Source organism: Nonomuraea sp. B10E15 (assembly GCF_039871615.1).
Classification (GTDB): domain Bacteria; phylum Actinomycetota; class Actinomycetes; order Streptosporangiales; family Streptosporangiaceae; genus Nonomuraea.
Genome location: NZ_JBDPMB010000002.1, coordinates 349,874 through 375,207 on the forward strand (window position 1 = coordinate 349,874; position 25,334 = coordinate 375,207).

The 25,334-nt window shown below is 71.7% G+C and carries 23 protein-coding genes; 13 read left to right on the forward strand and 10 right to left on the reverse strand.

The features are described from left to right. Window positions 1–68: 68 nt before the first annotated feature. The gene (locus ABGB14_RS10720; RefSeq protein WP_347643433.1) at window positions 69–740 is read left to right on the forward strand and encodes a TetR/AcrR family transcriptional regulator; all 672 of its coding nucleotides are present in this window, start codon (window positions 69–71) and stop codon (window positions 738–740) included. A 54-nt stretch (window positions 741–794) separates the two neighbouring features. Further along, a complete protein-coding gene (locus ABGB14_RS10725; RefSeq protein ID WP_347643434.1) occupies window positions 795–1,967 on the forward strand; it encodes an alpha/beta hydrolase in 1,173 nt (390 codons plus the stop codon). A 40-nt stretch (window positions 1,968–2,007) separates the two neighbouring features. Here the strand turns inward: ABGB14_RS10725 and ABGB14_RS10730 are convergent, their stop codons facing one another. Beyond that, window positions 2,008–2,418 carry a hypothetical protein gene (locus ABGB14_RS10730; protein ID WP_347643435.1) on the reverse strand — a complete coding sequence of 137 codons (411 nt, stop codon included), beginning with the start codon at window positions 2,416–2,418 and terminating at the stop codon, window positions 2,008–2,010. A 325-nt stretch (window positions 2,419–2,743) separates the two neighbouring features. Here ABGB14_RS10730 and ABGB14_RS10735 point away from each other — a divergent pair, with 325 nt between their 5' ends. After that, window positions 2,744–4,192, forward strand: a complete 1,449-nt coding sequence (locus ABGB14_RS10735) for an ankyrin repeat domain-containing protein (RefSeq protein ID WP_347643436.1) — start codon at window positions 2,744–2,746, stop codon at window positions 4,190–4,192. Window positions 4,193–4,264: 72 nt separating this feature from the next. Here the strand turns inward: ABGB14_RS10735 and ABGB14_RS10740 are convergent, their stop codons facing one another. Both ABGB14_RS10740 and ABGB14_RS10745 read right to left on the reverse strand, forming a co-directional pair. Continuing rightward, window positions 4,265–4,603: a YciI family protein gene (locus ABGB14_RS10740; RefSeq protein WP_347643437.1), complete on the reverse strand. Its 339-nt coding sequence runs from the start codon at window positions 4,601–4,603 to the stop codon at window positions 4,265–4,267. Window positions 4,604–4,751: 148 nt separating this feature from the next. Continuing rightward, the gene (locus ABGB14_RS10745; RefSeq protein WP_347643438.1) at window positions 4,752–5,888 is read right to left on the reverse strand and encodes an MFS transporter; all 1,137 of its coding nucleotides are present in this window, start codon (window positions 5,886–5,888) and stop codon (window positions 4,752–4,754) included. A gap of 204 nt (window positions 5,889–6,092) precedes the next feature. Here ABGB14_RS10745 and lnt point away from each other — a divergent pair, with 204 nt between their 5' ends. Next, a complete protein-coding gene (lnt, locus tag ABGB14_RS10750) occupies window positions 6,093–7,637 on the forward strand; it encodes an apolipoprotein N-acyltransferase (RefSeq protein ID WP_347643439.1) in 1,545 nt (514 codons plus the stop codon). A gap of 33 nt (window positions 7,638–7,670) precedes the next feature. On the opposite strand, the gene ABGB14_RS10755 is transcribed toward lnt, so the two are convergent. Next, on the reverse strand, window positions 7,671–7,952 hold the full coding sequence (locus ABGB14_RS10755; protein ID WP_347643440.1) for an NUDIX domain-containing protein: 282 nt from the start codon (window positions 7,950–7,952) through the stop codon (window positions 7,671–7,673). Between the two features lie 391 nt (window positions 7,953–8,343). Further along, a complete protein-coding gene (locus ABGB14_RS10760; RefSeq protein WP_347643441.1) occupies window positions 8,344–9,399 on the reverse strand; it encodes a LacI family DNA-binding transcriptional regulator in 1,056 nt (351 codons plus the stop codon). A 170-nt stretch (window positions 9,400–9,569) separates the two neighbouring features. Here ABGB14_RS10760 and ABGB14_RS10765 point away from each other — a divergent pair, with 170 nt between their 5' ends. From ABGB14_RS10765 to ABGB14_RS10785, 5 genes are read left to right on the forward strand one after another with little or no spacing between them, the layout of a single operon-like run. Next, complete coding sequence (locus ABGB14_RS10765) at window positions 9,570–12,728, forward strand: family 78 glycoside hydrolase catalytic domain (RefSeq protein WP_347643442.1); 3,159 nt, start codon at window positions 9,570–9,572, stop codon at window positions 12,726–12,728. Window positions 12,729–12,742: 14 nt separating this feature from the next. After that, on the forward strand, window positions 12,743–13,633 hold the full coding sequence (locus tag ABGB14_RS10770) for a sugar ABC transporter permease (protein ID WP_347643443.1): 891 nt from the start codon (window positions 12,743–12,745) through the stop codon (window positions 13,631–13,633). Then, window positions 13,630–14,454 carry a carbohydrate ABC transporter permease gene (locus ABGB14_RS10775; RefSeq protein WP_347643444.1) on the forward strand — a complete coding sequence of 275 codons (825 nt, stop codon included), beginning with the start codon at window positions 13,630–13,632 and terminating at the stop codon, window positions 14,452–14,454. Before ABGB14_RS10770 ends, ABGB14_RS10775 begins: the two co-directional genes overlap by 4 nt. A 49-nt stretch (window positions 14,455–14,503) precedes the next feature. Next, window positions 14,504–15,946, forward strand: coding sequence for an extracellular solute-binding protein (locus ABGB14_RS10780; protein WP_347643445.1), 1,443 nt, complete (start codon window positions 14,504–14,506; stop codon window positions 15,944–15,946). 13 nt (window positions 15,947–15,959) lie between these two features. Further along, window positions 15,960–19,058, forward strand: a complete 3,099-nt coding sequence (locus ABGB14_RS10785; protein WP_347643829.1) for a DUF5722 domain-containing protein — start codon at window positions 15,960–15,962, stop codon at window positions 19,056–19,058. A 64-nt stretch (window positions 19,059–19,122) separates the two neighbouring features. Here the strand turns inward: ABGB14_RS10785 and ABGB14_RS10790 are convergent, their stop codons facing one another. Beyond that, window positions 19,123–19,725 carry a response regulator transcription factor gene (locus ABGB14_RS10790; protein ID WP_347643446.1) on the reverse strand — a complete coding sequence of 201 codons (603 nt, stop codon included), beginning with the start codon at window positions 19,723–19,725 and terminating at the stop codon, window positions 19,123–19,125. A 221-nt stretch (window positions 19,726–19,946) separates the two neighbouring features. Between ABGB14_RS10790 and ABGB14_RS10795 the strand changes: the two genes are divergently transcribed. From ABGB14_RS10795 to ABGB14_RS10810, 4 genes are read left to right on the forward strand one after another with little or no spacing between them, the layout of a single operon-like run. Then, window positions 19,947–20,831, forward strand: coding sequence for an ABC transporter ATP-binding protein (locus ABGB14_RS10795; RefSeq protein ID WP_347643447.1), 885 nt, complete (start codon window positions 19,947–19,949; stop codon window positions 20,829–20,831). A gap of 34 nt (window positions 20,832–20,865) precedes the next feature. Beyond that, window positions 20,866–21,585: an ABC transporter permease gene (locus ABGB14_RS10800; protein WP_347643448.1), complete on the forward strand. Its 720-nt coding sequence runs from the start codon at window positions 20,866–20,868 to the stop codon at window positions 21,583–21,585. A gap of 48 nt (window positions 21,586–21,633) precedes the next feature. Continuing rightward, a complete protein-coding gene (locus ABGB14_RS10805) occupies window positions 21,634–22,074 on the forward strand; it encodes a helix-turn-helix transcriptional regulator (protein WP_347643449.1) in 441 nt (146 codons plus the stop codon). Window positions 22,075–22,084: 10 nt separating this feature from the next. Continuing rightward, window positions 22,085–22,495 carry a VOC family protein gene (locus tag ABGB14_RS10810; protein WP_347643450.1) on the forward strand — a complete coding sequence of 137 codons (411 nt, stop codon included), beginning with the start codon at window positions 22,085–22,087 and terminating at the stop codon, window positions 22,493–22,495. 32 nt (window positions 22,496–22,527) lie between these two features. Here the strand turns inward: ABGB14_RS10810 and ABGB14_RS10815 are convergent, their stop codons facing one another. The 4 genes from ABGB14_RS10815 to ABGB14_RS10830 form a co-directional block, all read right to left on the reverse strand. Next, window positions 22,528–23,148 (reverse strand): dihydrofolate reductase family protein, encoded by a 621-nt coding sequence (locus ABGB14_RS10815; protein ID WP_347643451.1) that lies wholly within the window; start codon window positions 23,146–23,148, stop codon window positions 22,528–22,530. After that, window positions 23,148–23,654 carry an SRPBCC family protein gene (locus ABGB14_RS10820; protein WP_347643452.1) on the reverse strand — a complete coding sequence of 169 codons (507 nt, stop codon included), beginning with the start codon at window positions 23,652–23,654 and terminating at the stop codon, window positions 23,148–23,150. The genes ABGB14_RS10815 and ABGB14_RS10820 overlap by 1 nt, the downstream gene beginning before the upstream one ends. Next, window positions 23,654–24,001 carry a metalloregulator ArsR/SmtB family transcription factor gene (locus tag ABGB14_RS10825; RefSeq protein WP_347616298.1) on the reverse strand — a complete coding sequence of 116 codons (348 nt, stop codon included), beginning with the start codon at window positions 23,999–24,001 and terminating at the stop codon, window positions 23,654–23,656. Before ABGB14_RS10825 ends, ABGB14_RS10820 begins: the two co-directional genes overlap by 1 nt. Before the next feature lie 104 nt (window positions 24,002–24,105). Beyond that, window positions 24,106–25,311: an erythromycin esterase family protein gene (locus ABGB14_RS10830; RefSeq protein ID WP_347643453.1), complete on the reverse strand. Its 1,206-nt coding sequence runs from the start codon at window positions 25,309–25,311 to the stop codon at window positions 24,106–24,108. Window positions 25,312–25,334: the final 23 nt, after the last annotated feature.

A 25,334-nucleotide genomic window follows, 5' to 3' on the forward strand; every position in this document is an offset into this window, starting at 1 on the left:
GGTGCCTGATGCAGGTAAAGTACAACGTGTATGGCAACAAGTAAAACGCTGACTGTAACTGAGGTGAAATGACCAGCGACAACAGGGCGAGACGTCGCCCCCCTGGAGGGCTGGCCGACAAGCGCAGGGCCATCCTCGCGGGCGCTCTGACCGTGTTCGCCCGCGACGGCTACACCCGTGCCGGCATCGACGCGATCGCCGCGGCGGCCGGGGTGTCCACGCGAACGATCTACAACCACTTCGCCGACAAGGCCGAGCTCTTCCAGACGGTCATCAAGGAGAGCGCGGGCCGGGCGGCCGACGCCCAGATCGCCATCATCGACCGGCACCTGCACAAGATCACCGATCTGGAGGCCGACCTCGTGGAGTTCGGCCGAGCCCTCACCGCCCCGATGGCCACCGAGCACGCGGAGCACTTCGCGCTCGTCCGCCAGGTCAACGCCGAGGCCGGGCACATCCCCCAGGCCGCCATCGACGCCTGGCAGGAGATCGGTCCCCGGCGCGTCCTGCGCCGGCTCGCCGAGCACCTGCGGCAGTGGACGGCGGGGGGCCTGCTCCACGCGGACGACCCCGAGCGTGCGGCCGTCCAGCTCATGTTGCTCATCTCAGCCGCCGGTCCGCCGCACCACGCTCCCGCCCCCAGCCGGCGGGAGGCCGACCAGGTGATCGCCTCCGGCGTCCACGTCTTCCTGTACGGCTACGGCGCTGACCGCCTCATCCCTGACGAAAGTCAGGGGTGAGGCTGGTCTTTCGGGCATGCCGGGCACGGCGCCGCAGTTCCTACGCTGCTACGCATGATCAGTGCCATCCGCGTCTCCGCGGCCGCCGTGCTCACCCTGACCCTGCCGCTGTCGGCGCCGCCGCCCGCCGCTGCGGCCGCCGCGGACGGTTCCCCGACCCGCATCGCCATCCCCGCCCCCACCGGGCGCCACAAGGTCGGCCGCGATGTCCTGCACCTCGTCGACCGCGAGCGTCGTGACCCGTGGCAGCCCGAGGCTGGCGCGCGGGAGCTGATGGTGTCGGTGTACTACCCGGCCCGCGGCGGCGGGGGCGCCGCCCCTTACATGACCACCGGCGAGGCCCGTCTCCTGCTCAAGGGCCAGAAGCTCGACACCCGCTTCGAGGCGGAACTGCTCGCAGGGGTCCGTACGAACGCCCGCGCCGGCGCCGCCCCCGCCGGCGGCCGCCACCCCCTGGTGGTGCTCTCGCCGGGCTTCACGCTCAACCGCGCCACCCTGACCACGCTCGCCGAGGAGCTCGCATCGAAGGGGTACGTCGTCGCGCTCGTGGACCACGCCTACGAGTCGTACGGCACCAGCTTTCCCGGCGGTCGCATGCTCACCTGCGTCGCGTGCGAGAAGGTGGAGAGCGCGCCCTCCGACGCGGCGAGCAAGAAGCTGCTCGCCAGGGCCGCCGCCGGCCGGGCGGCGGACCTCTCCTTCGTCGTCGACGAGCTGACCCGTACGGCCTGGAAACGATCGAAGATGATCGACCCGCGGCGGATCGGCGCCGCGGGCCACTCGCTCGGCGGCAACGCCGCGGCGAGCGTCATGGCCCGGGACCGCCGCGTCCGCGCCGGGGCGAACATGGACGGCACGTTCTTCGCGCCGGTGCCGAAGGCCGGACTCGGTGGACGGCCGTTCCTCATGCTCGGCACCGAGGCCCACTCGCCGGCCGGCGACGACACGAGCTGGCCTCGGGACTGGCGGCGCCTGGACGGCTGGAAACGCTGGCTGACCGTGGCCGGCTCCGGCCACTTCACCTTCATCGACCTGCCCGTCCTGGGCGGCCAGGTCGGGATGACCGACCCCTCAGCGCCGCTGCCGGGCAAGCGCTCGGGCGAGATCACGACGGCGTACGTGGGCGCCTTCTTCGACCGGCATCTGCGCGGCGAACACCGGCCGCTGCTGGACGGCCCGTCCACCGCCAACCCGGAGGTCACCTTCCACAACCGTTCACCTCAGTGATTCGCCCGTGCCGGGCGAGGGGCTCCGCCTGACCGCACCCTCACGGTCGGTCGGCCTTGGCTTCGCTGCCGTGGACGATGAGCGCGTACAGCACGAGCACGTCGACCGCGATGACGGCCAGCGACCACCAGGGGTTGACGGCGATCCAGGTCAGTTGGGTGAGGGCGTTCAGCATCACCAGGATGACGCCGACCACTCGGGCCCAGCTCTGGCCGGCGGTGACGGCGATGCCCGTGGCCAGGACGAGCACGCCCAGGAAGAGATGGAGCCAGCCCCAGGTGGTGACGTCGAAGAGCAGCAGCCGGTTGGGCGTCTGTACGTAGATCCGGTTGGCGAGGACGGCGGCCAGACCGGTGATGATGTTGAACAGCCCGGCCAGGACCATCATCATGCCGCCGAACCAGATCCAGCCGACCCAGCCGGTCACCTGCCGCGCAGGGTGGTAGGTCATCGAGAACCCTCCCTCTGAGCTCCTGGCTTCGTGGATGGTGACGTTGCTTCCCTCGCCGACCGGGCAATCACGACATAAAGGGACGTAGCGGCAGGTGGGGGGACAGGATTGGGGGCAAATTTCCCTTGTCTTGAAGAAACAGGCATCGCGCCGGTCGCGGACCTGCGCGAGTCCCCGAGGCAACGTACGCTGGACGGTGCGCGCTCAGGACGCCACCGGTCCGCGGAAAGGGCCAAGCCCACCTGACGGTCACCGAACGACCCCGGCCCGACCTCTTTTCCGGCCTGACCATGCGGACACCAGGCCAGACGGAAAGGAGGCCATCGTGCCCATCCACCGCCTGCCCGACAACCTTCGCATCCAACGGCTCCGCAAGCAGGCCAAGACCCTCCTCCAGCAGATGAGGGCGGGCGCTCCCGAGGCGCGCGGGCTCGTCGCCGAGTTCCATCCCCGGCCCCCGCGGACGCCCAGGCTGTCCGACGCGCAGCTCGTCACCGCCCGCATGTACGGCTTCGCGAGCTGGCCCCGGCTGAAGGAGCACATCGGCACCGTCGAGCGCTACACCCGCTCGCCGCACCGTGTCGCGCCGCGCGAGGACCCGCAGGAGGAGTTCCTGCGGCTCGCCTGCCTCACCTACGGCCAGGGCGACCGGGGCAGGACCGGTGGGGCCGGCCGGCTGCTCGCCCGGCACCCGTGGCCGTCCACCGCGAACGTCTTCACGATGGCGGCCACCGGCTCGGCCGGTGCCCTGGCCGGCGCGCTGGCCGCGGACCCCGGCCTGGCCCGCGCGCAGGGCGGACCGTTCGGGTGGGAGCCGCTGCTGTACCTGGCCTACGCCCGCCTCGACCCGCCCGGCCGGCCCGTGGAGGCGGCCCGGCTCCTCCTCGACCACGGCGCCGACCCGAACGCCGGCTTCCTGTGGGACGGGCTGGCCTCCCCGTTCACGGCGCTCACCGGCGCGTTCGGCGGCGGGGAGGGAGACCAGCCGCCGCACCCGCGGGGTCCGGAGCTGGCCAGGCTGCTCCTGGAGGCGGGCGCCGACCCCAACGACGGCCAGGCCCTCTACAACAGAGGGCTCGGCGGCTCCTTCTCCGACGACACCGCCCACCTCGAGCTGCTGCTGGAGTTCGGTCTCGGGCGCGGGGAGGGCGGGCCGTGGCAGGTCCGGCTGGGCCCGGCGCTGCGATCGCCGCAGCAGCTGGTGCGCGACGAACTCGCCGCCGCCGCGCTGCGGGGCGGCCCGCGCCGGACCCGGCTGCTCCTCGCGCACGGCGCGGAGGCGGACGGCCTCGGCGGGCATCCCGCGTTCGGCGGGCGCACACCGTACGAGCTGGCCGTGCTGCACGGGCACACCGAGGTCGCGGAGCTCCTCGCCGCGGCGGGCGCGTCGACCGTGCTGGACGAGGCGGACGCGTTCACCGCCGCCTGCATGCGTGCCGACGCCGGCGCGGTGGCCGCGTCAGGACCGGCGCCACTGGCCCGGGCGCTCGCCCGCACTCCCGACCTGATCACCAGGGCGGCCGAGCTGCGCAGGCCCGCGGTGGTACGGCTGCTGGCCGGACTCGGCTTCGACGTGAACCACCCGCATCGTGCCACCCCGCTGCACGCGGCGGCCTGGAACGACGACGTGGAGACCGCGAGGACGCTCGTCGAGCTCGGGGCGAACCTCACGATCAGGGACGCCGAGCACGACTCGACCCCGCTCGGCTGGGCCGAGTACGGCGGCAGGCTCCGCGTGGCGGCGTACCTGCGGAGCGCGGAGCAGCACGAGTGACCTGCGTGCCGGGCTCCCGGACGAGGACCGCGCGGCCGGCCCGCGGCCGCGCGGCCGCGGGCGAGTCCCCGCTCACGAGATCGGGCGGATCTCCACGAGCGGGCAGGCCGGCCACGAGCGGACCAGCTCCAGCGCCTCGTCCAGGTCGGCCACCTCGACCTCGGCGAATCCGCTGACCACTTCCTTGCCCTCCACGAACGGCCCGTCCGTGACCACCGGCTCCCCGGGGCCGAGCCGCACCGTGGTCGCGGTGTGCACCGGCGCCAGGTGGGTGTGGTGGGTGATCTTTCCGGCGTGCTCGGCGAACCAGCGGCCCACCGCCTCGAAGGCGGCATCCCGCTCCTTCTCGCCCATCTCCTCCAGCTCCTTGGCGAACTCCTCGGTCTCCACGAACATCAGCACGTACTTCACGCGTGTCCTCCTCCATCCGTCGGGCGGGTCAGGGCGATACCGCGTCCTCGAACTCCGGCCCGAGCCCGGCGTGTGCCCTCCACTCAACAAGACGATCGGAACGCGCGCCCACACGACACCTCGACGGCGGAAGACGAAGAGGTACGGGCTACCGCAGCCGGCCGCTGAGGGCCGCCGTGGCGCAACAGACCCCGCCGGTCACGATCGCCGCCGTCAGCACCGTCACCGAGCTCCATCCGCCCGTCTCGGCGACCCACAGGTACGCCGGCGCTCCGAGCAGCGTGCCCAGGCTGCCCGACTGCGTCACCGCTCCGACGCTCCACGCGATGCGGTCGCCGGCCACCGCGGGAAGCGCCGCGAACACCGCCGAGACGGCCAGCCCGTTGACCGCCAGCACCCCTGCCGCGCATACGGTCGCCACCGCCACCGGAGCCTGCGTGAAGACGCCGGCGGTCAAGGGGATCACGAGCAGGGCCGCGGTGATCAGCCGGCCCGGCCGGATCCGGGCGCGCAGCGCCGCTCCGGCCGCGAGGCTGCCCAGAACGCTGGCCGCCGAGACCAGCCCGGCCAGCGGGCTCGCCTGTGATCCGGGCACGCTCCGCTCGGCCGCCAGGTACGCCGGGAGCACGGTCACCACGCTCACCCCGACCGAGGCGATCAGCGCGAACCCGGCCGCCAGGGCGGCTACCGGCCACGTCGCGCCGGGTCCGCGACGCGAGCAGGACCGGCCGTTCTCCCGGCCGGGCCGGTCGTCGCGCGGCAACGTCCCGGCCAGCGCGGCCACCATCAGGGTGATCGCGCCCACGCCCGAGACCTCGGCTCGCCAGCCGGTGACCAGACCGCCGCCGGCGCCGGCCAGCGCGAGCCCGGACGGGATGCACACCCCCCACAGTGCCAGGGCCGTCTGCCGTGACCTGCCCTCCAGCAGGCGAGCCAGCAGGCTCGGCCCCGTGATCACCACGAGGGCGTAGCCGGCCGCCTGGATCGCCCGCAGGGCGAACAGCGCCGCCGCGCCTCCGGCGAGCGGTGCTGCCAGCCCCGCCACGCCCAGAGCCACCAGACCGGCCACGAAGATCCCGCGCAGCCGATGCCGATCCACCCATAACCCCAGCGGCAGGCAGGTGAGCCCGGCGACCAGCGTGACGGCTGACGACAGCAGGCCCGTGGCGGTGAGCGACAGGTCGAATTCCGCGCCCACCGAGGTCAAGAACGGGACGAATTCCCCCAAGGCCATGCTGGCCGCCGTGCCTGCCGCCACCACGGTGACGATCGTACGAACGCTCAACGGGCACGCACCTCCCACAAGTCGGGAGGCGCGACCGGCGAGCCGGCCCGATCCTCAAGCCCGGGTGGGCGACGCCTCGACGAGGATCCTCGGGGTGTGGAGTGGCACGAACCACCCGACAGGACCCTATCCCGCGGGCTCCGCGGGCTCCAACGCCCGCCGGCCAGATGGTGAGCCGATCCGGCCGGCGGGTAGGGGGCGCCTGTGCGGGCCACGTCCACCCCTCCCGCGAGGGCCACCCGGGCGGTCCGCCTGCGCGGGCGTGTCCTCGCCCTGGCGGCGGGGGCCTGCCTGGCGCCGGCGTTTCCCGCCGTCGGCGCCTGGTGGTGGGCGTGGGCCGGGCTGGCTCCGCTCGTCGTGCTCGCCGCGAGGGCGGGATCGTACGCCGAAGCGGCATGGCGCGGCTGGTTCGCGGCCGTGGGCTTCTTCGCGGTCCTGCACCACTGGGTGCTCCACTCCCTGGGGGTGTTCGCGCCGCTCGTGCTGGGGATCGCGGGCCTGTCCTGGGTGCCGTTCGGGCTTGTCGCGTACGGGCTGCTCCGCCGGGTCTCCGTGGCCCGGGTCGTCGCGGCGCTGCTGGTGTTGCCCTCTACCTGGGTCGTCGTCGAGGTCCTGCGCTCGTGGGAACATCTGGCCGGTGCGTGGGGGGTGCTCGGTTCGAGCCAGTGGCGCGTGCCGCCCGTCCTCGCTTCGGCCGCGCTCGGCGGCGTGTGGCTGCTGAGCTTCGTGCTGGTCGCCGTCAACGCCGGGCTCGCCGCCGCCGTGCTGCCCGGCGCCGGGCAGCGAACCCGGCTGGTGGGCGCGGGGGCCGCCGTAGCGCTGGCCGTGCTCGCCGTCGGCTACGGCCTCGTACGGCCGGAGCCCGCCGTGACGGGCACCATGCGCGTGGCCGGGGTGCAGACAGGCGACGTGCCCGGCCCGGCCCGGCGCCTGGCCGAGAACCTGCGGCTGACCCGCGAGCTCGCCGGCCGCGATCACGACGTCGTCGTCTGGGGGCAGAGCAGCGTGGCGTTCGATCCGGCGCGGCGGCCCGACGTGGATCGCCGGCTGCGGATGGCCGCCGCCGAGGTGGGCAGCGATCTGCTGGTCAACGTGGACGCCAGGGGCTCATCCGGGCAGATCGCCAAGACGACGTACCAGTACACCGCGGATGGCGTCGTGAACACCTACGTCAAGCAGCGACTGGTGCCGTTCGGCGAGTACATCCCGCTGCGGCCGTTGCTCGGCTGGCTGGCCGATCACACCGACGCGGCCGCGGAGGACCGGTCCACCGGCGGCGGGCTCACCGTCCTGGACGTCGCAGGTCACCGGGTCGGCCCGCTCATCTCCTACGAGTCCGCCTTTCCCGACATGCGGCGCCGGCTGGCCGTCATGGGCGTGGACCTCACCCTCGTGCAGGGCTCGCTCACGACCTTCCACGGCAGCTGGGCACACGCGCAGCAGGCCGGCCTCGAAGCCGTGCGCGCGGTCGAGTCCGGCCGTCCCGCCGGGCTCGTGGAAGCCGGCGGGACCTCGGCCGCGTTCGACGCCCGGGGCAGGCCGCTGGCCTGGTACGGCCCCGGGTACCAAGGTGCCTTCGTGATCGACGTGCCGCTGTCCATGGAGGTCACGCCGTACGTCCGGCTGGGGGACTGGGTGCCCGTCATGGCCGCCGGGATCCTGGCCGCGAGCGGCGTCGGGCTCGCCGCCCGGCCGGCCCTTCGGAGGAGGGACACCCTCGGCGGGGACGGCGACAGGCGTACGCGGTGACGGCGCGGCGCGATCAGTGAGTCGCCGCCTCCCCTACGGGCGTGACGCTTCGATCAGCCGCCGGTGCGACTCCAGCAGGCCCTCCGGCAGGTCGTCGGGGGCGCACCAGCGGGCCTCCAGGATCTCCATCGGGTTCAGCCGCATCGTGCCGCCGCCGGTGTACCCGGCCGCGTGGGCGACCTCCACCCTGAGCTGGAACCCGCTCCTGAGCTGCACCATCTCGCCGACGCTCACCTCCAGGCCCGTCTCCTCCCTGACCTCGCGGACGACCGTCTGCTCGAAGGTCTCGCCCCGCTGCGCGCCGCCCGTCGGCAACCCCCACTGCTGGTCCTCGGCCGCGATGGGGGAATCAGGAGCGGGAGGGCCGCCAAGGCCCGGGTGTTCAGGGGCAGAACCTCGGACACCGTCGCCTCCTGCGGGTAGGATGGTGTTTGTGCTTTCGGGCATCGGTCAGGGCTTGGCCGTCGTCTCCGGCGTAAGCGGGGCGAGAAGCCGCTTCCTTCAGGGAGCGGAGGAGTCACGAACTTGTGCTGAGACAGGCGCCCTCCGTCGTCCTTGACGGGGAAGCGTACCGGGGCGCCGCCGAGGCCGCGTGTCCATGGGCGGCTGCGCCGCTTCAGACAGCACGGCGGCCGGCTCGGAGCGCACCGCTCGGGGCCGGCCTTCGTCGTGGAACAACCCGCCGCACGACGATGCCGGACACCGCCTACTGGCCCGGCCGGGACAGGGAGGCGCCGGTCGACGCTCTGACGATGAGCTCCGGCTGGAAGACGATCTCTTGGTGCCAGTGGCCAGGGTCGCCCCGGGCGTCGGTGAGCAGCAGCTCCGCGGCGGCGTGGCCGAGCTGGTGCTTCGGCTGGCGGATCGAGGTCAGCGACGGCGACAGCGCGGCCGCGAACTCCACGTCGTCATAACCCATGACCGCCATGTCGTGCGGGACGCCGATGCCGCGCTGCTCCAGCCCGCGCAGCGCGCCCAGCGCCACCGTGTCGTTGACGCAGAACAGCGCCGTCGGCCCCTCGCGCAGGGGCAGCCGCGCGAGCGCGGCCTCGCCCTCGCGCGGGGTGAGCGCGGGCAGAGTGACCTCGGTGATCACCTCGCCGGGGTCGAGCCCGGCGGCGCGCACCGCGTTGTCCAGCCCTTGGCGCCGGTCGGCGCACTGGCGCACGATCGACGGCCCGTTGAGGAACCCGATGCGCCGGTGGCCGAGCGACAGCAGATGGGCGCCGGCCAGCTCGCCGCCCCTGACGTTGTCGACCGCGACCGCGCAGAGCTGGGAGTCGGCGCCCGGCCGGTCGAGCAGCACCATGCCGATGCCGCGCCGGCGCAGCTCCACCAGGTGGGAGATGTCGTCACCCGCGGGCGTGATGAGGATGCCGGGCACCCGGTGCTGCTCCAGGATCTGCAGGTAGTAGGCCTCCTTCTCGACCGAGTCGCTGGAGCTGCAGAGCACGAGCAGCAGCTCCTCCTGCGACAGCCGGGTCTCGATGCCGGGCAGCACCTCGGTGAAGAACGGGTTGCCGATGTCGCGAACCATGACGCCCACGGACCGGCCCGCACCGCCGCGCAGCTGCCGGGCGGGAGCGCTGGGCACGAACCCCAGCGCCTTGATGGAGGCGCGCACGCGGCGCAGCGTCGGCTTGGCGACCAGCTCCGGCCGGTTGAGCACGTTGGAGACCGTTCCCACGGACACGCCGGCGTGGGCGGCGACGTCAACCATGCTGAGCCGGCGGCGCTGGGCCGGCTTGTGGATGTCGGTCACCGGTGGACAGCCCTTCTGGTCACCTGGCAGGAACACCCAGTGTAGCCATTGAAATGTTTCATCTACATGACACCCACGCTCCGATTTTGCAGGCAGGCATTGACGCGGGTACCTCCACCTGCTTACGGTGCGCGAGGATTGAAATGTTTCAAATAGTAGGGAGCCCCTGCATGCAGCTGGCCGTGACCGATCCCCGGGTCGAAGGACTGGCCGAGCCCTTGGCCCTGGATGTGAGCGCTCCGCTGTTCTCGTGGCAGATCACCGGGGCCGGGCGCGGGCGCGCGCAGAGCGCGTACCGGGTGATCGTGGCGCGGGAGGGCGATCCGGCCGGCGAGGGGGCCGAGCTGGTCTGGGACAGCGACGCCGTGACCTCGGCCGTCACGTACGACATCCCGTACGGCGGGGCGGAGCTGCGGCCGCGCACCCGCTACGGGTGGCGCGTCAAGGTGGCCGACGAGAGCGGCACCTGGTCGGAGTGGGGTCCCGCCCGCTGGTTCGAGACCGGGCTCGGCGACACCGCCGGCTGGACGGCGGGCTGGATCGGCACGCCCGTGGTGCCCGGCTCGGAGCGGTTGCCGTCGCTGGAGAACGTGCCGCGCATGTGGGTCGCAGGCCGGCTCGGGCCGTCCCCTTCGCCGCTCGGGGCGTTCCGTACGCGGTTCGAGGTGCCGGGCGGGGCACGGCCGCTGTCGGCGCGGCTGGTGATAGGCGGCGGCCACGAGGTGGCGGCGTACGTCAACGGTGCGCCGGTCGCCGGCGAGTCGCGGGACGGCGCGTTCGTGGCCGACGCGGGCGACCTGGTGGTCCCGGGCGAGAACGTGCTGGCGATCAGGGCCGGCGGGTCCGGGCTGTGCGTGCGGCTGGAGGTCGTGGTCGAGGGGCGGCCGGCGCTGGCGCAGCTCGTGCCCGTGGCGGCGGCGGGCGGGGTGACCGTCACGTCCGGCGGCAGGTGGCGGGCCGGCGACCGGCCCGAGGACGGGTTCGAGCAGCCCGGGTTCGACGACTCGGGGTGGTCGCTGGCCGAGGAGGTGGGCCTGCACGGCGACCCGCCGCACGGCCGCGAGCCGATCGCCGACCGGCCCAGCCCTTACGTGCGGCGCGAGTTCGACGTGCCGTCGCCGGTGCGCAGGGCCAGGCTCTACGCCACCGCGCTCGGAGTCCACGAGGTGCACGTGAACGGCAGCCGGGTGGGCGCCGACCACCTGGCGCCCGGCTGGACCGACTACCGCCACCGGATCACGTACCAGGCCTACGACGTCACAGAGCTCGTGTCGGAGGGCCGCAACGCGATCGGCGCGATCCTCGCCGACGGCTGGTACGCGGGCCACATCAGCTGGTTCGGCCCCTTCCAGTACGGCCGCAGGCCGGCCTTCCGCGCCGAGCTGGAGATCCTGCACGACGACGGCAGCGTGACCCGGCTGCGCACGGACCCGGGGTGGCGGGCGGGGACGGGCGCGATCCGCTACGCCGACCTGCAGAACGGCGAGCGGCAGGACCTCGCCGCGGAGCCGCACGGCTGGACGGCTCCCGGGTTCGACGACTCCGGCTGGGCGCCCGCGGTGCCCGTGAGCCCGCCCGCGGGCCGGGTGACCGCCGCCGTCGCGCCGCCGATCCGGGTGCACGAGGAGCTGGAGCCCGTCGCGGTGTGGGAGCGCGGCCCCGGCGTGTGGATCGCCGACTTCGGCCAGAACCTGGTCGGCTGGGTCCGGCTCACCGGCCGCGCCGGCCGGGAGCGCCCGGTGGTGCTGCGCCACGCCGAGGTCCTCGACCACGAGGGCGGGCCGCACCTGGCCAACCTGCGCTCGGCCCGCGCGACGGACGAGTTCCTGCCGAGCGGGGACGGGCCCGAGACGTTCGAGCCACGCTTCACCTTCCACGGCTTCCGCTATGTCGAGGTGTCGGGGCTGCGCGCGGCCCCGGAGCGGATCACGGCCAGGGTCGCCCATGCCGCGATGGAGCCGGCCGGCGAGTTCACCTGCTCCGACGAGCGGCTCGACCGGCTGCAGCGCAACATCGTGTGGGGGCAGCGGGGCAACTTCCTGGCCGTCCCCACCGACTGCCCCCAGCGCGACGAGCGGCTCGGCTGGACGGGCGACATCTGGGCGTTCGCGCCCACGGCGCTGTTCAACTACGACGTCGCCCGGTTCCTGCGCAGCTGGCTGGACGACGTGGTGGCCGCGCAGGGCGACGACGGCGCCGTCACGCACGTGGTGCCCGACGTGCTCTCCGGCCGCGGGCTGTCGCCCGACGCCAAGGAGGCGGGCTCGCCCGGCTGGGGCGACGCGCTCGTGATGCTGCCGTGGGCGATGCACCGGCTGCGCGGCGACACGCGGGTGGTGGCGGCCTGCTTCGAGCCGATGGCGCGCTGGCTGGCGTACCTGGACAAACGCTCCGACGGCGGGATCTTCCCGGAGGAGGGGTTCGGCGACTGGCTGTCGACGGGCGCCGAGACGTCCAAGCGGCTCGTCGGCACCGCGATCTTCGCGCTGTCCGCGCGGCAGCTCGCCGGGCTCGCCGCCGTGCTCGGCCGCGACGCGGACGAGCGGGCCTGCCTGGAGCTGTACGGCCGCGTGCGGGAGGCGTTCCGCGCGGCCTTCGTCGAGGGCCCAGGCGTGCTGGCGGAGGGCACGCAGACCGCCTACGTGCTGGCTGTCACGGCAGGGCTGTTCGAGGAGCACGAGTTGCCCAGGGCGGCCGCCCGGCTGGCCGGCGACATCGAGGCCCGTGGCGGCCACCTGTCGACGGGCTTCCTCGGCACGCCGTTCCTGCTGGACGCGCTCACCTCGACCGGGCGGCTGGACGTGGCCTACCGGCTGCTGACGCAGGACACCTTCCCGTCCTGGCTCTACCCGGTCGTCCACGGCGGGGCGACGACCATGTGGGAGCGCTGGGACTCATGGAGCCACCACCGGGGGCTGCAGGACCCGGGCATGAACTCCTTCAACCACTACGCGTACGGCGCCGTCGGCGACTGGATGTACCGGACGGTCGGCGGGCTCGCCCCGGGGTCGCCCGGCTACGCCGACGTCGTGGTGCGGCCGCGGCCGGGCGGCGGAATCACCTGGGCGACGACCGCGCACCGCACCCGGCACGGCCGGGTGGAGGTCGCCTGGCGGCTGGAGGGCGACCGCTTCGCGCTGGACGTCGTCCTGCCGCCCAACACCCGCGCCGAGGTGCACGTGCCCGCGCCGCCCGAGCGGGTGACCGAGGGCGGCGTGCCGGCCGGCCAGGCGGAGTGCGTGACCTTCGACCGGCTGGACGGCGGGGGAGCGGTCTACCGGGTCGGCTCGGGGTCGTACGCGTTCCGGGCGCGGGACACGGCAAGCTGAGAGGCAGTTCGATCGTGACCAGCACAAAGGCGCACCGCCGGCCCCCGTGGGGGGTCTACCTCGTCCTCCTCCCCACGTTCGCCCTGCTCGCGGCGTTCTCGTACTACCCGGCGCTGAACGGCATGGTCCACTCGCTCTTCGAGTGGCGGCCGGGCTTCGAGTCGCCCTTCGTCGGCTTCGAGAACTATCTGACGATGCTCGGCGACGACCTGTGGTGGGCCTCGTTCCGCAACATCGGCGTCATCTTCGTCTGGGCGGTCACGCTCATGTGGGTGTTCCCGCTGCTGGCGGCCGAGCTGGTGATGTCGCTGTCGAGCGAGCGGCTGCGCTTCGTGTTCCGCACGCTGCTGATCCTCCCGCTGGCCTTCCCCGCGGTGGTCAACGTGCTGCTGTGGCAGTTCATGTACGACCCGCGCGACGGCGTCATCAACAGCGCGCTGCGCGCTATGGGGCTGGACGGGCTGGCGGGCAACTGGATCGGCGATCCTGACACCGCGCTGGTCGCGCTGATGACGATCGGCTTCCCGTGGGTGGCGAGCCTGCCGTTCCTCGTCTTCCTGTCGGCGTTGCAGAACGTGCCGGCGGAGATCTACCAGGCCGCCGAGGTCGACGGCGCCGGCCGGCTGCGCCGCTTCTGGAGCATCGATCTGCCGATGATGTTCCGCGACGTCAAGCTGCTGTTCGTGCTGGCGGTGATATCGGTGCTGCAGTACGGCATGCAGGCGCACATCATGACCGGGGGCGGGCCCGACAACGCCACGCAGGTGCCGGTGCTGCGCATGCTCGACGCGGCCTTCGTGGACACGAGCTGGGGGTACGCGGCGACGCTCGGCACGGTGCTGTTCGTGCTGACCCTCGCGGTCAGCCTGGTCGCGCTGACGCTGGGCAGGAAGGCGGACGCATGAGCCGCACGCGCAGGACAGACCTGGTGGCGGGGGCCGTGCTGGCGGTGCTGGCGTTCGCCGGGCTGTTCCCCTACCTCTTCATGCTGGCGGCCTCGGTCAAGGACAACGAGCAGTTCTTCGCCGGCTACTGGTCGCCCGCCTGGCCGTTCCACCTGGACAACTACGCGGTGGCCTGGGAGCAGGTCAGCCCCTACCTGTTCACCTCGTTCGTGGTCGCGGGGCTGGCCATCGCCGGCACGCTGGTGCTGGCCCCGGCCGCGGCGTTCGTCTTCGCCCGCTTCAGCTTCCCCGGTCGCGGCGCGCTGTTCGGGCTGATCGCGGCGCTGCTCATGGTGCCCTCGATCACCAGCCTGGTCCCGCTCTTCGTGCTGATGCGGGATCTGGGCATCCTGGACAGCAGGCTCGTGCTGATCGTCCCGCACGTCACCGCCAACACGGTGCTCGGGATCGTCATCATGCGCACCTACATGGCGCAGGTCCCTGAGGAGATCTTCGAGGCGGCCAGGGTCGACGGCGCGGGCGGGACCCGGCTGTTCCTGGCCTTCATGCTGCCGCTGTCCCGGCCCGTCATCGGCACGGTGGCGCTGATGACGGTGCTGGGCGTGTGGAACGACTACTTCTGGCCGCTGCTCACAGTGCAGACCGATGCGTACCGGACGATCCCCGCCGGGCTGGCGTTCTTCGCCAACCAGAACGCGCAGCAGTGGGGTCCGCTGTTCGCGGGCTACGTTCTGGCCAGCCTTCCGCTGGTGGTGCTGTTCACGTTCCTGTCCAAGTGGTTCCTGGCCGGCATCCAGGGCGGCATCGTCTCCGGCAAGTGAGGGCCGCGGTTCGTTGAAACGTATCAACCAAGAAAGGAAGCGGCTCCCCATGAGAACACCCCCCAAGAGCGGGCTGGCGGCCTCGGCCCTGCTGCTCGCGGTGACCGGCTGCGGCCTGCTGGGCACCGGCGACACGTCGGCGACCGGCGCGGGCGGCAAGATCACGATCACGCTGGCCGGCCCCAACCAGTGGAACGCCAGCGGCAGCAGCTTCGGCCCGGCCTGGGAGGCGCTCGTCGACTCCTTCGAGAAACGCGAGCCGGGCGTCGAGGTCAAGACCCAGGTGCTGCCCCTCGACGGCTTCTCGCAGACGATCACCACCCAACTCGCCGCCGGCACCGCGCCCGAGCTGGTCTTCAACCAGCCGCCGCACAAGGCTCACGAGGTGCACGCGCTCGACGCCGAGCTGCAGAAGCCCAACCCGTACGTGCCGGGCAACCAGCGCTGGATCGACGTGTTCAGGAAGGAGTACTACGGCCCCGGCGTCTCCAAGGCGCTCAGCAAGGAGAGCGGCAAGCTGGAGTACATCCCGTTCAACCTGGTCGCGATCGGCCTGTTCTACAACAAGGACGCCTTCGCCAAGGCGGGCATCGAGCAGCCGCCGGCCACGTGGGAGGACTTCAGGTCCGCCTGCTCGAAACTGAAGGACGCCGGCTTCGACCCGGTCGCGCTCGACAAGGGCGGCCTGGCCGCGGGCTGGACGTGGGAGGCGGTCAGCACCCAGCTCATCGACAAGTACTACGACGAGTGGAACCAGTTCGACGCCACCGGAGAGCCCGGCAAGGCGCCGACCGTGACCGAGAAGTCGATGAGCAAGGTGATCAAGGAGGGCACGCTCACCACCAGGACGCCCGAGGTCGCCGAGTCGCTCAAGATCTACAAGGAGTTCTTCGACTGCGGCACCCCCAACTGGACGGGCGTGGCCGACGGCGGAGCGACGGTCGGCTACCGCGACTTCGTCTCCGGCAAGGCCGCCATGTCGTGGGGCACCGACTTCGCCGTCGAGGCGCTGAAGGCGGACGCGAAGTTCCCGCTCGGCACGATGCCGTTCCCGACGATCACCAAGGACACCACGTCGCTGTCGACGGACGCCCCCGCCCGTTACGGCGCGTCGATCGGCGGCACCAGCTACATGATCCCGTCGACGGTCAAGGACGAGAAGTACGCGGCGGCCGTCAAGTTCCTGCAGTACATGAGCTCGCCGGCGATCAAGCCGTGGCTGGACGCGACCGGCGGCCTGCCCGCCGTCGAGGGTGTCGAGCCGTCGGCCGAGACCGCGGGGCTGCTGGAGGGTGAGTGGGGCAAGCCGTTCCGGGTGACCGCGCTGCCCGGCGGCCCCGAGGGCACCTCGTTCCGCGACGTGTTCGACGGCTACCTACTGGGCGAGCGCTCGCTGGAGGCGGAGCTGGCCGACCTGCAGAAGTGGTGGGAGCGCGGCATCGAGGCCGGGATCAAGAAGAACGCCTGGGGCGACGAGGACTGGGCCAAGTAGGAGGTAGTTGACAATGCGGTTATTGATCGCCCTGGCGCTGGCCGTACCGGCGATGTTCGTGAGCCTGCCCGCGCACGCGGCGGCCCCGCGCGAGGGGACCGGCGGGGTGACCGGAGTGGAGGTCGGCGAGAGCGTGGTCACCATCACGGGCACCGCGTCCGGGCCGGCCGAGCTGTACGCGCTCGACACGTGGCAGGACACGCACACCGGAGAGACGCCGGTCGCGACCGTCGAGGCGGGCGAGTTCCGTGTCGAGGTGCCGCGCATGGACGGAGACCAGGACCGGCTGTACGACAAGTTCCTCGCGGTGGGCGCGGAGGGGCCGCTGGGCGAGGTGCACTATGCCGACCAGTTGAGCTTCGCGTCCACCAGTCAAGCCCCATACCCCGAAATGTCGGGCAAAAAGGGTCTGCAAGTGCAGATGTCCGATGATGCCGAGGAGATCGGCGTCCAGCACGCCGGCATCAACCTCGCGCTCGACTCGGTCATGACGGCCGGGCCCGGCGAGCCCGGCAACACCATCGAGTTCGTCTCCCAGGGAAAGACCTACTACTTCGACCGCGGCGCCGTCGCCGGGCTGGACGCCCAGGTCAAGCCGCTGTCGGACAACGGGATGCTGGTCAACCTGATCATCCTCGTCTACAACAGCACCGCCCCCAACTCCGCCGCCCGCACCCTCATCCACCCCGAGGCCGAGCTGGGCAAGGGCACGGTCTACGCCTTCAACACCAAGACGGCCGAGGGCGAGGCGCACTTCACGGCCGCGATGGAGTTCTTCTCCCAGCGCTACAGCCGGGCCGACGCCAGGCACGGCCGGGCATGGGGCTGGATCGTCGGCAATGAGATCGACGCCCAGCAGTTCTGGTACAACATGGGCCCGCAGGAGCGGGACGTCTTCCTGGAGCAGTACACCCGGGCGATGCGGCTGACCTGGCAGGCCGTGCGCAAGGCCGACGCCGCCGCGCGCGTCTACACCTCCCTCACGCACTTCTGGACCGGCGCGGCCAACGACGACCCGAAGTACACCTACAAGGGCCGTGACGTGGTCGACGGGCTCAACGCGCTCACCAAGCGGCAGGGCGACTTCGACTGGAACATCGCCTACCACCCGTACCCGGAGAACCTGTTCAACCCGGCGTTCTGGAACGACAAGACCGCCACGGACGGCTTCGACACGATGCGGATCACCTTCAAGAACATCGAGCTGCTGCCGCGCTACCTCGCCCAGGACCACCTGACGTACGGCGGCGAGCGGCGGCGGGTGATCCTCTCCGAGCAGGGCCTGAACTCGCAGGACTACTCCGACAAGGAGCTGAAGCTGCAGGCCGCGGCCTACGCGTACGCCTACTACAAGGTCGCCTTCGCCGACGGCATCGACTCCTTCATCCTGCACCGGCATGTCGACCACAAGCAGGAGGGCGGGCTCCGGCTCGGGCTGTGGACGTGGGACGAGGAGCACGCGGCGGCGTCCAACGCGGGCGAGCGCAAGCCGATCCACGAGGTGTTCGCCGGCATCGACACCGAGCGGTCGCTGGAGGTGACCGAGTTCGCCAAGGAGATCATCGGGATCTCCGACTGGAAGGACGTCATCCCCGGCTTCGACCCGGCCGAGCTGGCCGTCAGGAAGCCGCCGGCCACGGTCGGTGTGCAGCTCGACGCCAAGCCGGTGGCCGAGCGGGTGATCTCCGATTTCGAGACGGACACCGGCGGCTGGCGGCCGTCGGACAACGCCGCCGCGGTGGAGCGCGTCGCCGTCGACGGCGGGCACGCGCTGCGCGTCCGCTTCGACCGCGACCTGCCCGGCTGGTCGCAGTACGCCAAGTCGTACAAGGGCGCCGACGTGGTGTTCGGCGAGCCGCTCGACGCCACGCGCACGTCGCGGCTCTCGGTCTCGATCAGGGTGCCGGAGAACGCCGACGACGGCTTCAAGCCGGGCAACGCCTTCTCCGCCAAGATCCGCGTGTACGGGCGCGACGGCGCCGTGGCGGAGGGCGTCGGCGCGATCGACCCCGCGCTCGGCTGGAACCGGCTCACGCTCGACCTGTCCCGCTGGGCCCCGCGCGAGGCGATCTCCAGGGTCAAGGTGTGGGTGCGCGGCTCGGTCGGGTCCGACTGGGCGGGCTCGTACGAGATCGACCGGCTCGGCCTCGCCACCACCGCGGTGCCCGGCCCGGACCGGCGCAACATCGACGTCACCGCCGCCACCGCCGAACGCGGCCGGATCGGCTCCACGGTCACCTTCACCGTGACCAACCGGGACGTGCAGCCCATGGCGGGCAAGGTCCGGCTCACGTCCTGCGACGGCGTGACCGTCGACCCGGACGCGCTGCGGGTGACCGGCCTGCGCACCGGCGCGAGCCGTACGTTCGAGACGAGGCTGACCGCGTACGAGCCGGCGGACCAGGAGCATCCGGTCGTGTGCGCGTCCTACTCGCGCCAGGAGCAGCGGGTGACGTTCCGGCTGCCGCCGGAGGCCGGTTCCGTGCCGCCATCCCCTGACGCCTTCGCCAACCTGGAGCTCGACGAGACCTTCGACGGCGCCGGGGACTACCAGGTGCACCGGGCGGAGCCGGAGAACAAGGAGCTGCCGCACGTGACGTACGCGGACGGCGCGCTGTCGGCCGCCCACCCGTCGGCGGGCTGGTTCGGCCTGATGTCGTCGAGCGTGTCGCCGCGTAACCCGGCGTTCAGCACGGCGATCACCATCAGGAAGTTCCAGGGCGACTCCACCGACATGGACACCGTCTACGCGGGCCTGGTCCAGGACGGCAGGACGGACGTGGTGGCGTTCTACGTGAACACCCAGAAGTCCGTGGGCTTCGAGGTGCGCGGACCCCAGGTGCCGGGCGGGCTCGCGGTCTTCGGCGTCAAGCAGGGCGTGAGCATTCCCGACGGCGGCCGGTTCGCGCTGTCGCTGGTGGGCGACCGGGCCGCCGTCTACGCCGACACCGGGTCAGGCTGGGAACTCGTCACCGCCGCCACGCTGGAGCACCTGCCCGCGCTGTCGGACCCGGAGGTGCGGGCCGGCTACCGGTACGGATTCGGCGTGCGCGGCGACGCGGGGGCCGGCCCGCTGCAGCTCGACGCGGTGGAAGGACGCAGCATCTCGTGAGGTTCGCGGCCCGGGGGTCTGCCGGCGGACCCCCGGGGCCAGGCGAGGGCTCGCGCCGGACCGCTCACAACCAGTCGTGTTCGCGCGCGTAGCGTGCCGCTTCGTGCCGGGTCCTGGTCTGGGTCTTCTGCATGGCGTTGGAGAGGTAGTTGCGCACCGTGCCCTCCGCCAGGTGGAGCCGGGCGGCGATGTCGGCGACCGCGTAGCCCTCGCCGGTCGCCCGCAGCACATCGATCTCCCGGTCGGTCAGCGGGCAGTCGTCGACGACGGCGAGTGCGGACACGTCCGGGTCGATCCAGCGTTTGCCTTCGTGCAGCGTCGTGATGACCGAGGCGATGTGCGCCGGTTCCGCGGACTTGCTGACGAAGCCCTGCACCCCGAGTTTCAGCGCCTTGCGGAGCACGCCGGGCCTGGCATGGCGGGTCACCATGAGGATCACCTGGTCAGGACGCTCCTTGCGGAGCTCCGCGACCGCGTCGAGCCCGTCCATGCCGGGCATCTCCAGGTCGATGACGAGCACGTCGGGCCGGTGCCGCAGCGTGGCCTGCACGGCCTGCTCGCCCCCTTCGGCTTCGGCGAGCACGGTGATCTCGCCTTCGAGGGGCAGCAGCGACGCCAGCGCCTTGCGGAGGAGGGCCTCGTCGTCGGCGAGCACCACGGTGGTCATCGTCGTCCTTTCACGCGTCAGTGGCCGGCGTCCGACCGGGGACGAAGAGGCTCATCATGTGCGGCTCCGGGCTCCAACGACAAGGGTCTTCCGCCAGTATTCTGCCGTTTCGTCCGTCTCGACAGTGACGCTGCGTCATGTCATCGCGGAAGAAACGTCATGGTCCTGTCATGACGCAGTCCCACTGGTGGACGAGCGTGGCAACGGATGGGATCAGGTGCATGGCCTCCACACCAGTCATCGACGTCGAACGTCTGAACCTCAAGTACGGCGACTTCCACGCCGTGAAAGACCTGTCCTTCCACGTGCGGCCCGGGGAGTTCTACGCCCTGCTCGGCACGAACGGAGCGGGCAAGACCTCGACCCTGGAGGTCGTCGAAGGCCACCGTACGCCCAGCTCGGGCACCGTGCGGGTCTTCGGGCAGAGCCCGCGCGACCGGCGGGCGGTGCGGTCCAGGATGGGCATCATGCTGCAGGAGAGCGGGTTCTCTCCCGACCTGACGGTGAGGGAGTCCGTACGGCTGTTCGGCAAGCTCTCCCAGCGCACCGACAGGGTCGAACGCGTGCTCGGCGTCGTCGACCTCACCCGCAAGGCCGGCACCAGGGTGTCGCAGCTCTCCGGCGGCGAGAAGCGGCGGCTCGACTTCGCCACCGCCGTGTACGGAACGCCCCAGCTGGTCTTCCTCGACGAGCCCACCACGGGGTTGGACATCCAGTCCAGGGACGACCTGTGGGACGCCGTGGACAGGCTGCGCGACGACGGCTCGACCATCGTCCTCACCACGCACTACCTGGAAGAGGCGCAGCAACGCGCCGACCGCATCGGGCTCATGCACCGAGGGGCCTTCCACAGGGAAGGGACCGTCTCCGAGCTGACCCGGACCCTGCCCGCCGCCATCCGCTTCTCCCTGGCCGCTCACGCACCCGTGCTGCCGCTGCAGGCCACGCGCGAGAGCGACGGGACGTTCCGCATCGAGACCTTCGGCCTGCAGAAGGACCTGCACACCTTGCTCCGATGGGCGCAGGACCACGCCGTGGAGCTGGAAGGGCTCGAAGCCGGGCCGACCCGGTTGGACGACGTCTTCCGCGCCCTCGGCAGCGACTAGACCACCCCTCTCACCGAGAAAGGGACATTTCACCATGCTCTCGATCGCTCTCAGCGAGCTGGTCCAGATCTTCCGGAACCGGCTGGTTCTGGTCACCAGCCTCGTCATGCCCGTGGCGGTCAGCTCGTTCTTCATCTACCGGCACGACGTCTTCGCCGCTCTGGGCAGCCTCGGATACATCGCGGCGGTGGTGATGTTCACCGTGGGGGCCTTCGGGCTCTACGCCACCACGGTGACCACGCTGGCGGCACGCCGGCAGAACCTCTTCCTCAAGCGGCTGCGCTCCACCGCGGCGGGCGACACCGGCATCCTCTCCGGGCTGCTCCTCCCGATCACCGTCATCTCGCTGCTCCAGGTGGCCGCGATCATGACCGTGCTGGCCACGGTCGCGGGCGCGCCCGACAACGTTCTCCTCCTGGCGGCGGCCGTGCTCGCGATGGTGATCATGATGCTCGGCCTGGGACTCGCCACGGCGGGCCTGACGAACTCCGCCGAGCACGCCCAGGTGACCACGCTGCCCGTCAGCATCGGCACCATCGCCGTGGCCAGCTGGGTGGGGATCTCCGGCACCGAGGAGCTCGCCCTGCTCAAGCGGCTGCTTCCCGGCGGCTCGGCCACCGAACTCGTGGTCAACGCCTGGAACGGCGGCGTCCCCCTCGCGGACTCCCTGCTTCTCCTCGGGCCCACGCTGGGCTGGGTCATCGTGGCCGTCACGCTGGCCTCCCGCATCTTCCGGTGGGAGCCCCGCCGGTGACGTACCGCCATTCCCGCAGGTCCGGTAGGGCGGGTATACCCTTTCCCCATGACCCGGCAAGACCTCGCCACCCTCGTGCACCTGAGGCGGGCTCGGGATCTGATCGACCGCGAATACACCCGCCCGCTCGACGTGCCGACGCTGGCCCGCCACGCTCTCATGTCGCCGGCGCACTTCTCGCGGCAGTTCCGGGAGGCCTACGGCGAGACGCCGTACAACTACCTCATGACCCGCCGCGTCGAACGCGCGATGGCGCTGCTGCGCACGGGCGTCAGCGTGACCGACGCGTGCATGGCGGTGGGCTGCACCTCGCTCGGCTCGTTCAGCTCCCGGTTCACCCAGCTCGTGGGGGAGACGCCGAGCGCCTACCGCGCGCGGGAGCACCGCGCCGTGGCGGCGATGCCCCCGTGCGTGGCGAAGGTGCACACCCGGCCGACCAAGGACGCGCCGAGCAGGATCGAAGAAGCGGACAGCGAGCCGGTTGCCTAACGTTTTCCGCATGACCATCTCACTCCACAACTGCCACATCACCGTGCACGACGTCGACGAGGCGCTCACCTTCTACCGCGACGCGCTCGGTCTCGAAGTGCGCAACGACGTGCCCTCCGGCGAGGGCCGCTGGGTCACCCTCGGCAGCCCCGGCCTGCCGGCCCCCGAATACGTGCTCTCCACCCCGCACTCCGGACGGTCGGAGGCCGACGGCGACGCCCTCCACGACCTGCTCACCAAGGGCCTGCTGCCGATGATCGTCTTCCGCGCCGACGATCTCGACGCGACCTTCGAAGCGGTTCGCGAATCCGGCGCCGAGGTGCTGCAGGAGCCCATCGACCACCCCTGGGGAACGCGCGACTGCGCGTTCCGCGACCCGTCGGGCACCATGGTGCGCATCGCGCAGGCCCCGAAGGCCTGAGCGCTGTTGTCTGGATCAGGAGGAGCGCGCCTTCACCGCCCCCGGACCGCGTAGGTCAGGTGGGTCACCCGCTGCGTCGGCTCCGCGCGGACCGGCTCCAGGGCCACGCGGCCCGCGTCCACGCCCTCGAACAGGCGGATTCCGGAGCCGAACAGCACGGGTGCGAGCGCGATCGAGAACTCGTCGACCAGGCCGGCGTTCACGTACTCCAGGATCGTCGCGCCGCCGCCGGCGATGCGGACGTCCCGGTCGCCGGCGGCCTCGCGGGCCTGGTCGAGCGCGGTCTCGATGCCGTCGTTGACGAAGTGGAAGGTGGTGCCACCCGGCCGCTCCCACGGGTCACGCTTCTCGTGCGTCACGACGAAGACCGGCGTGTGGAACGGCGCCTCCTCCGGCCACATCCGCTCGCCGGCGTCGAACATGCGCTTGCCCATCACGCTCGCGCCGGTGCGCTCGAACGTCTCCCGCACGATGTCGTTGTCGCGCCCTTCCTCGCCGCCCTCGCCGAGCTTCAAGTTCTCCCGGAAGAAGCGCTGCGGGAAGATCCACCGCTGCAGTTCCATCCACTGCCGCCCCATCAGATCCCCGAGGGACTCGGGTGCGATGAAACCGTCCAGCGACATCGACACGCTGAAGAACACCTTCCCGGGCATCAGTCCTCAGCTCCCTTCCGAACGATCTCGGTGACGTAGGCGGCCAGGTTGCTCAGGGTCTGCCGGCCGCCCTCGATCGCGTGGTATTTCTCGACCGCTTCGTCGCGCAGCTCCTTGGTGGGGAACACCGTGCGCATCTCGATCCGGGTCGCCGCCCCGTCGGGCGCGAACGCGAGGACCGACTCGAAGGCGTTCGGGTCGCCGCGGTGTTCGCCGTGCAGCAGCGCGATCCGCTCCGGCGTGGCGATCTCGGTCCAGGTGATCCACTCCTGGTAGTCCGTCCCGTCCGGTCCGTGCATCACGAAGTCCCACTCCCCGCCGACGCGGAACTCGAAGGACCGCGTGGTGGTGGTGAACCCCTCCGGCCCCCACCACCGCGACAGGTGCCGGACTTCGGTGAATGCCTCGAACACCAGCTCCCGCGGGGCGTCGATGACCCGGGAGATCACGATCTCGCGGTCGGCCGTCGCCGACTGCGCCGGCGCTCCGTGTCCCTGCTCGCTCATCAGTTACCGCCTTCTTGCCTTGCCTGCTTGAGGTCCTGCACGTACGCGTCCAGCCGGTCGAAGCTCTCGTTCCAGAACCGCTCGAACCCGCCGGTCCACTCGTGGATGGGTCGCAGCCCGCGGGCGTCCAGGCCGTACAGGCGCTGTTTGCCTGCCTTGCGGTCCCGCACCAGCCCGACCTCCCGGAGCACCCGCAGGTGTTTGGACGCGCGCGGCTGGGTCATCCCGAGCTCCTTGGCCAACTCGGTCACCGGCCGCTCACCCGCCCGCAGCAGCACCAGGATCTCCCGGCGCTGCGGCTCGGCGATCGCGTTGAAGACGTCCGACGTCGTCGCTGCTCGTGCCATGGGCAGCAATCATATGCCGATATAGGCATGCGTCAAGCCGTAGGCATCGGGCGGTCGTGATCCTCACCCCGCGACGCCGGGCGTGAGGACGGCGGAAGCGTGGATCAGGGGTTGCGCGGCACGTCCTTGACGAACACGATCCCGTCGTTCCCGGTCAGGTGAGCCGGGTTCAGCGGGAAGTAGCCGTACCAGGGGGACAGGCGAGGGGCAGGCGGCTGGTCGCCGACAGCGGCGGCCAGCAGGCGGGCGTCGACGACGTAGTGGTCGTGCGGGATCGTGGAGAGCAGCCCTTCGAGGGTGTCCGGGGGAGGGGCGCCCACCCCCTGGTGCCGGATCGTGCCGATGGCCGTGGCCAGGAAGGCGTACCCCTCGCCCAGGCGGGCGCTCACGAGCGCGCCGGCGCTCCACCATTCCGGCCGCAGGTCGCCCAGCCGCATCGTGCTCTTCTCCCGCTGGAGATGGGCGTTGTGGGCGTGGACCAGCGTCGGGCCCCGCTCGGCGAGCGCGAGGAGGTTGGCGGCCATCATCGAGTCCCGAAGGCCCAGCAGCCGCGCCACCCGGCCCGGTGCGGTGTCGGCCATCCAGAAGTGGTAGCGCAGCAGGCCGGTGGCGGTGCGCCCGTACAGGCGCGCCCGGTCCCAGTCGTCGCGCGAGGACGCCGCGATCAGGTGCGGCGTCTCGGCGTCGAGCAGCGCCACCAGGTCGTCGGCGAGCAGCCGCAACTCCCTGGACTCGGCCGACCGCCCCGAGGACCGGGACGGGTCCATCATCGCGGCGGGCTCGGTCCACCGGTCGTCGGCGCCCAGCAGGCGGTCGAGCGTTTCCGCGGAGCAGGGGAGCAGATCCGGCTCCAGCCGGGCCGCGAGGTAGCCGTGGAGCGCGGTGATGGCCTGCCGGGGGCTCGCGGCGCCGGTCATCTCCAGCGGGCCGTCGAAACCGGCGAAGCGCAGCCGCTCGGCCGCGGGCCGGCCGTCGTTGTAGGCGCGCATCCAGCGTACGAGCTCGCGGTTGGCCGCGGACGCGCCGAACCCGTGGCTGAACCCGCGCTCCATGACCTCGTCGAGGCTGCCCGTGCCCGAGCTGACGTGGTCGTCCACCACCAGGCCCGCCATGCAGTCGCTCTCGATCGCGATCGAGCGGTAACCCTCCTGCTCGACGAGCTGCCGGAAGAGGTCGTTCCGCTGGTGGAGCAGGATGTCCTCGCCGTGGGTGGGCTCGCCCAGGGCGAGCAGCCGCGGGCGGGCCGGCAGCAGCCTCATGACGGCGGCGGCCTCGACGGCATGGGCGATGTCCTGGATGCCAGTAGCCATGCCTTCAACGGTATCGCTGAACC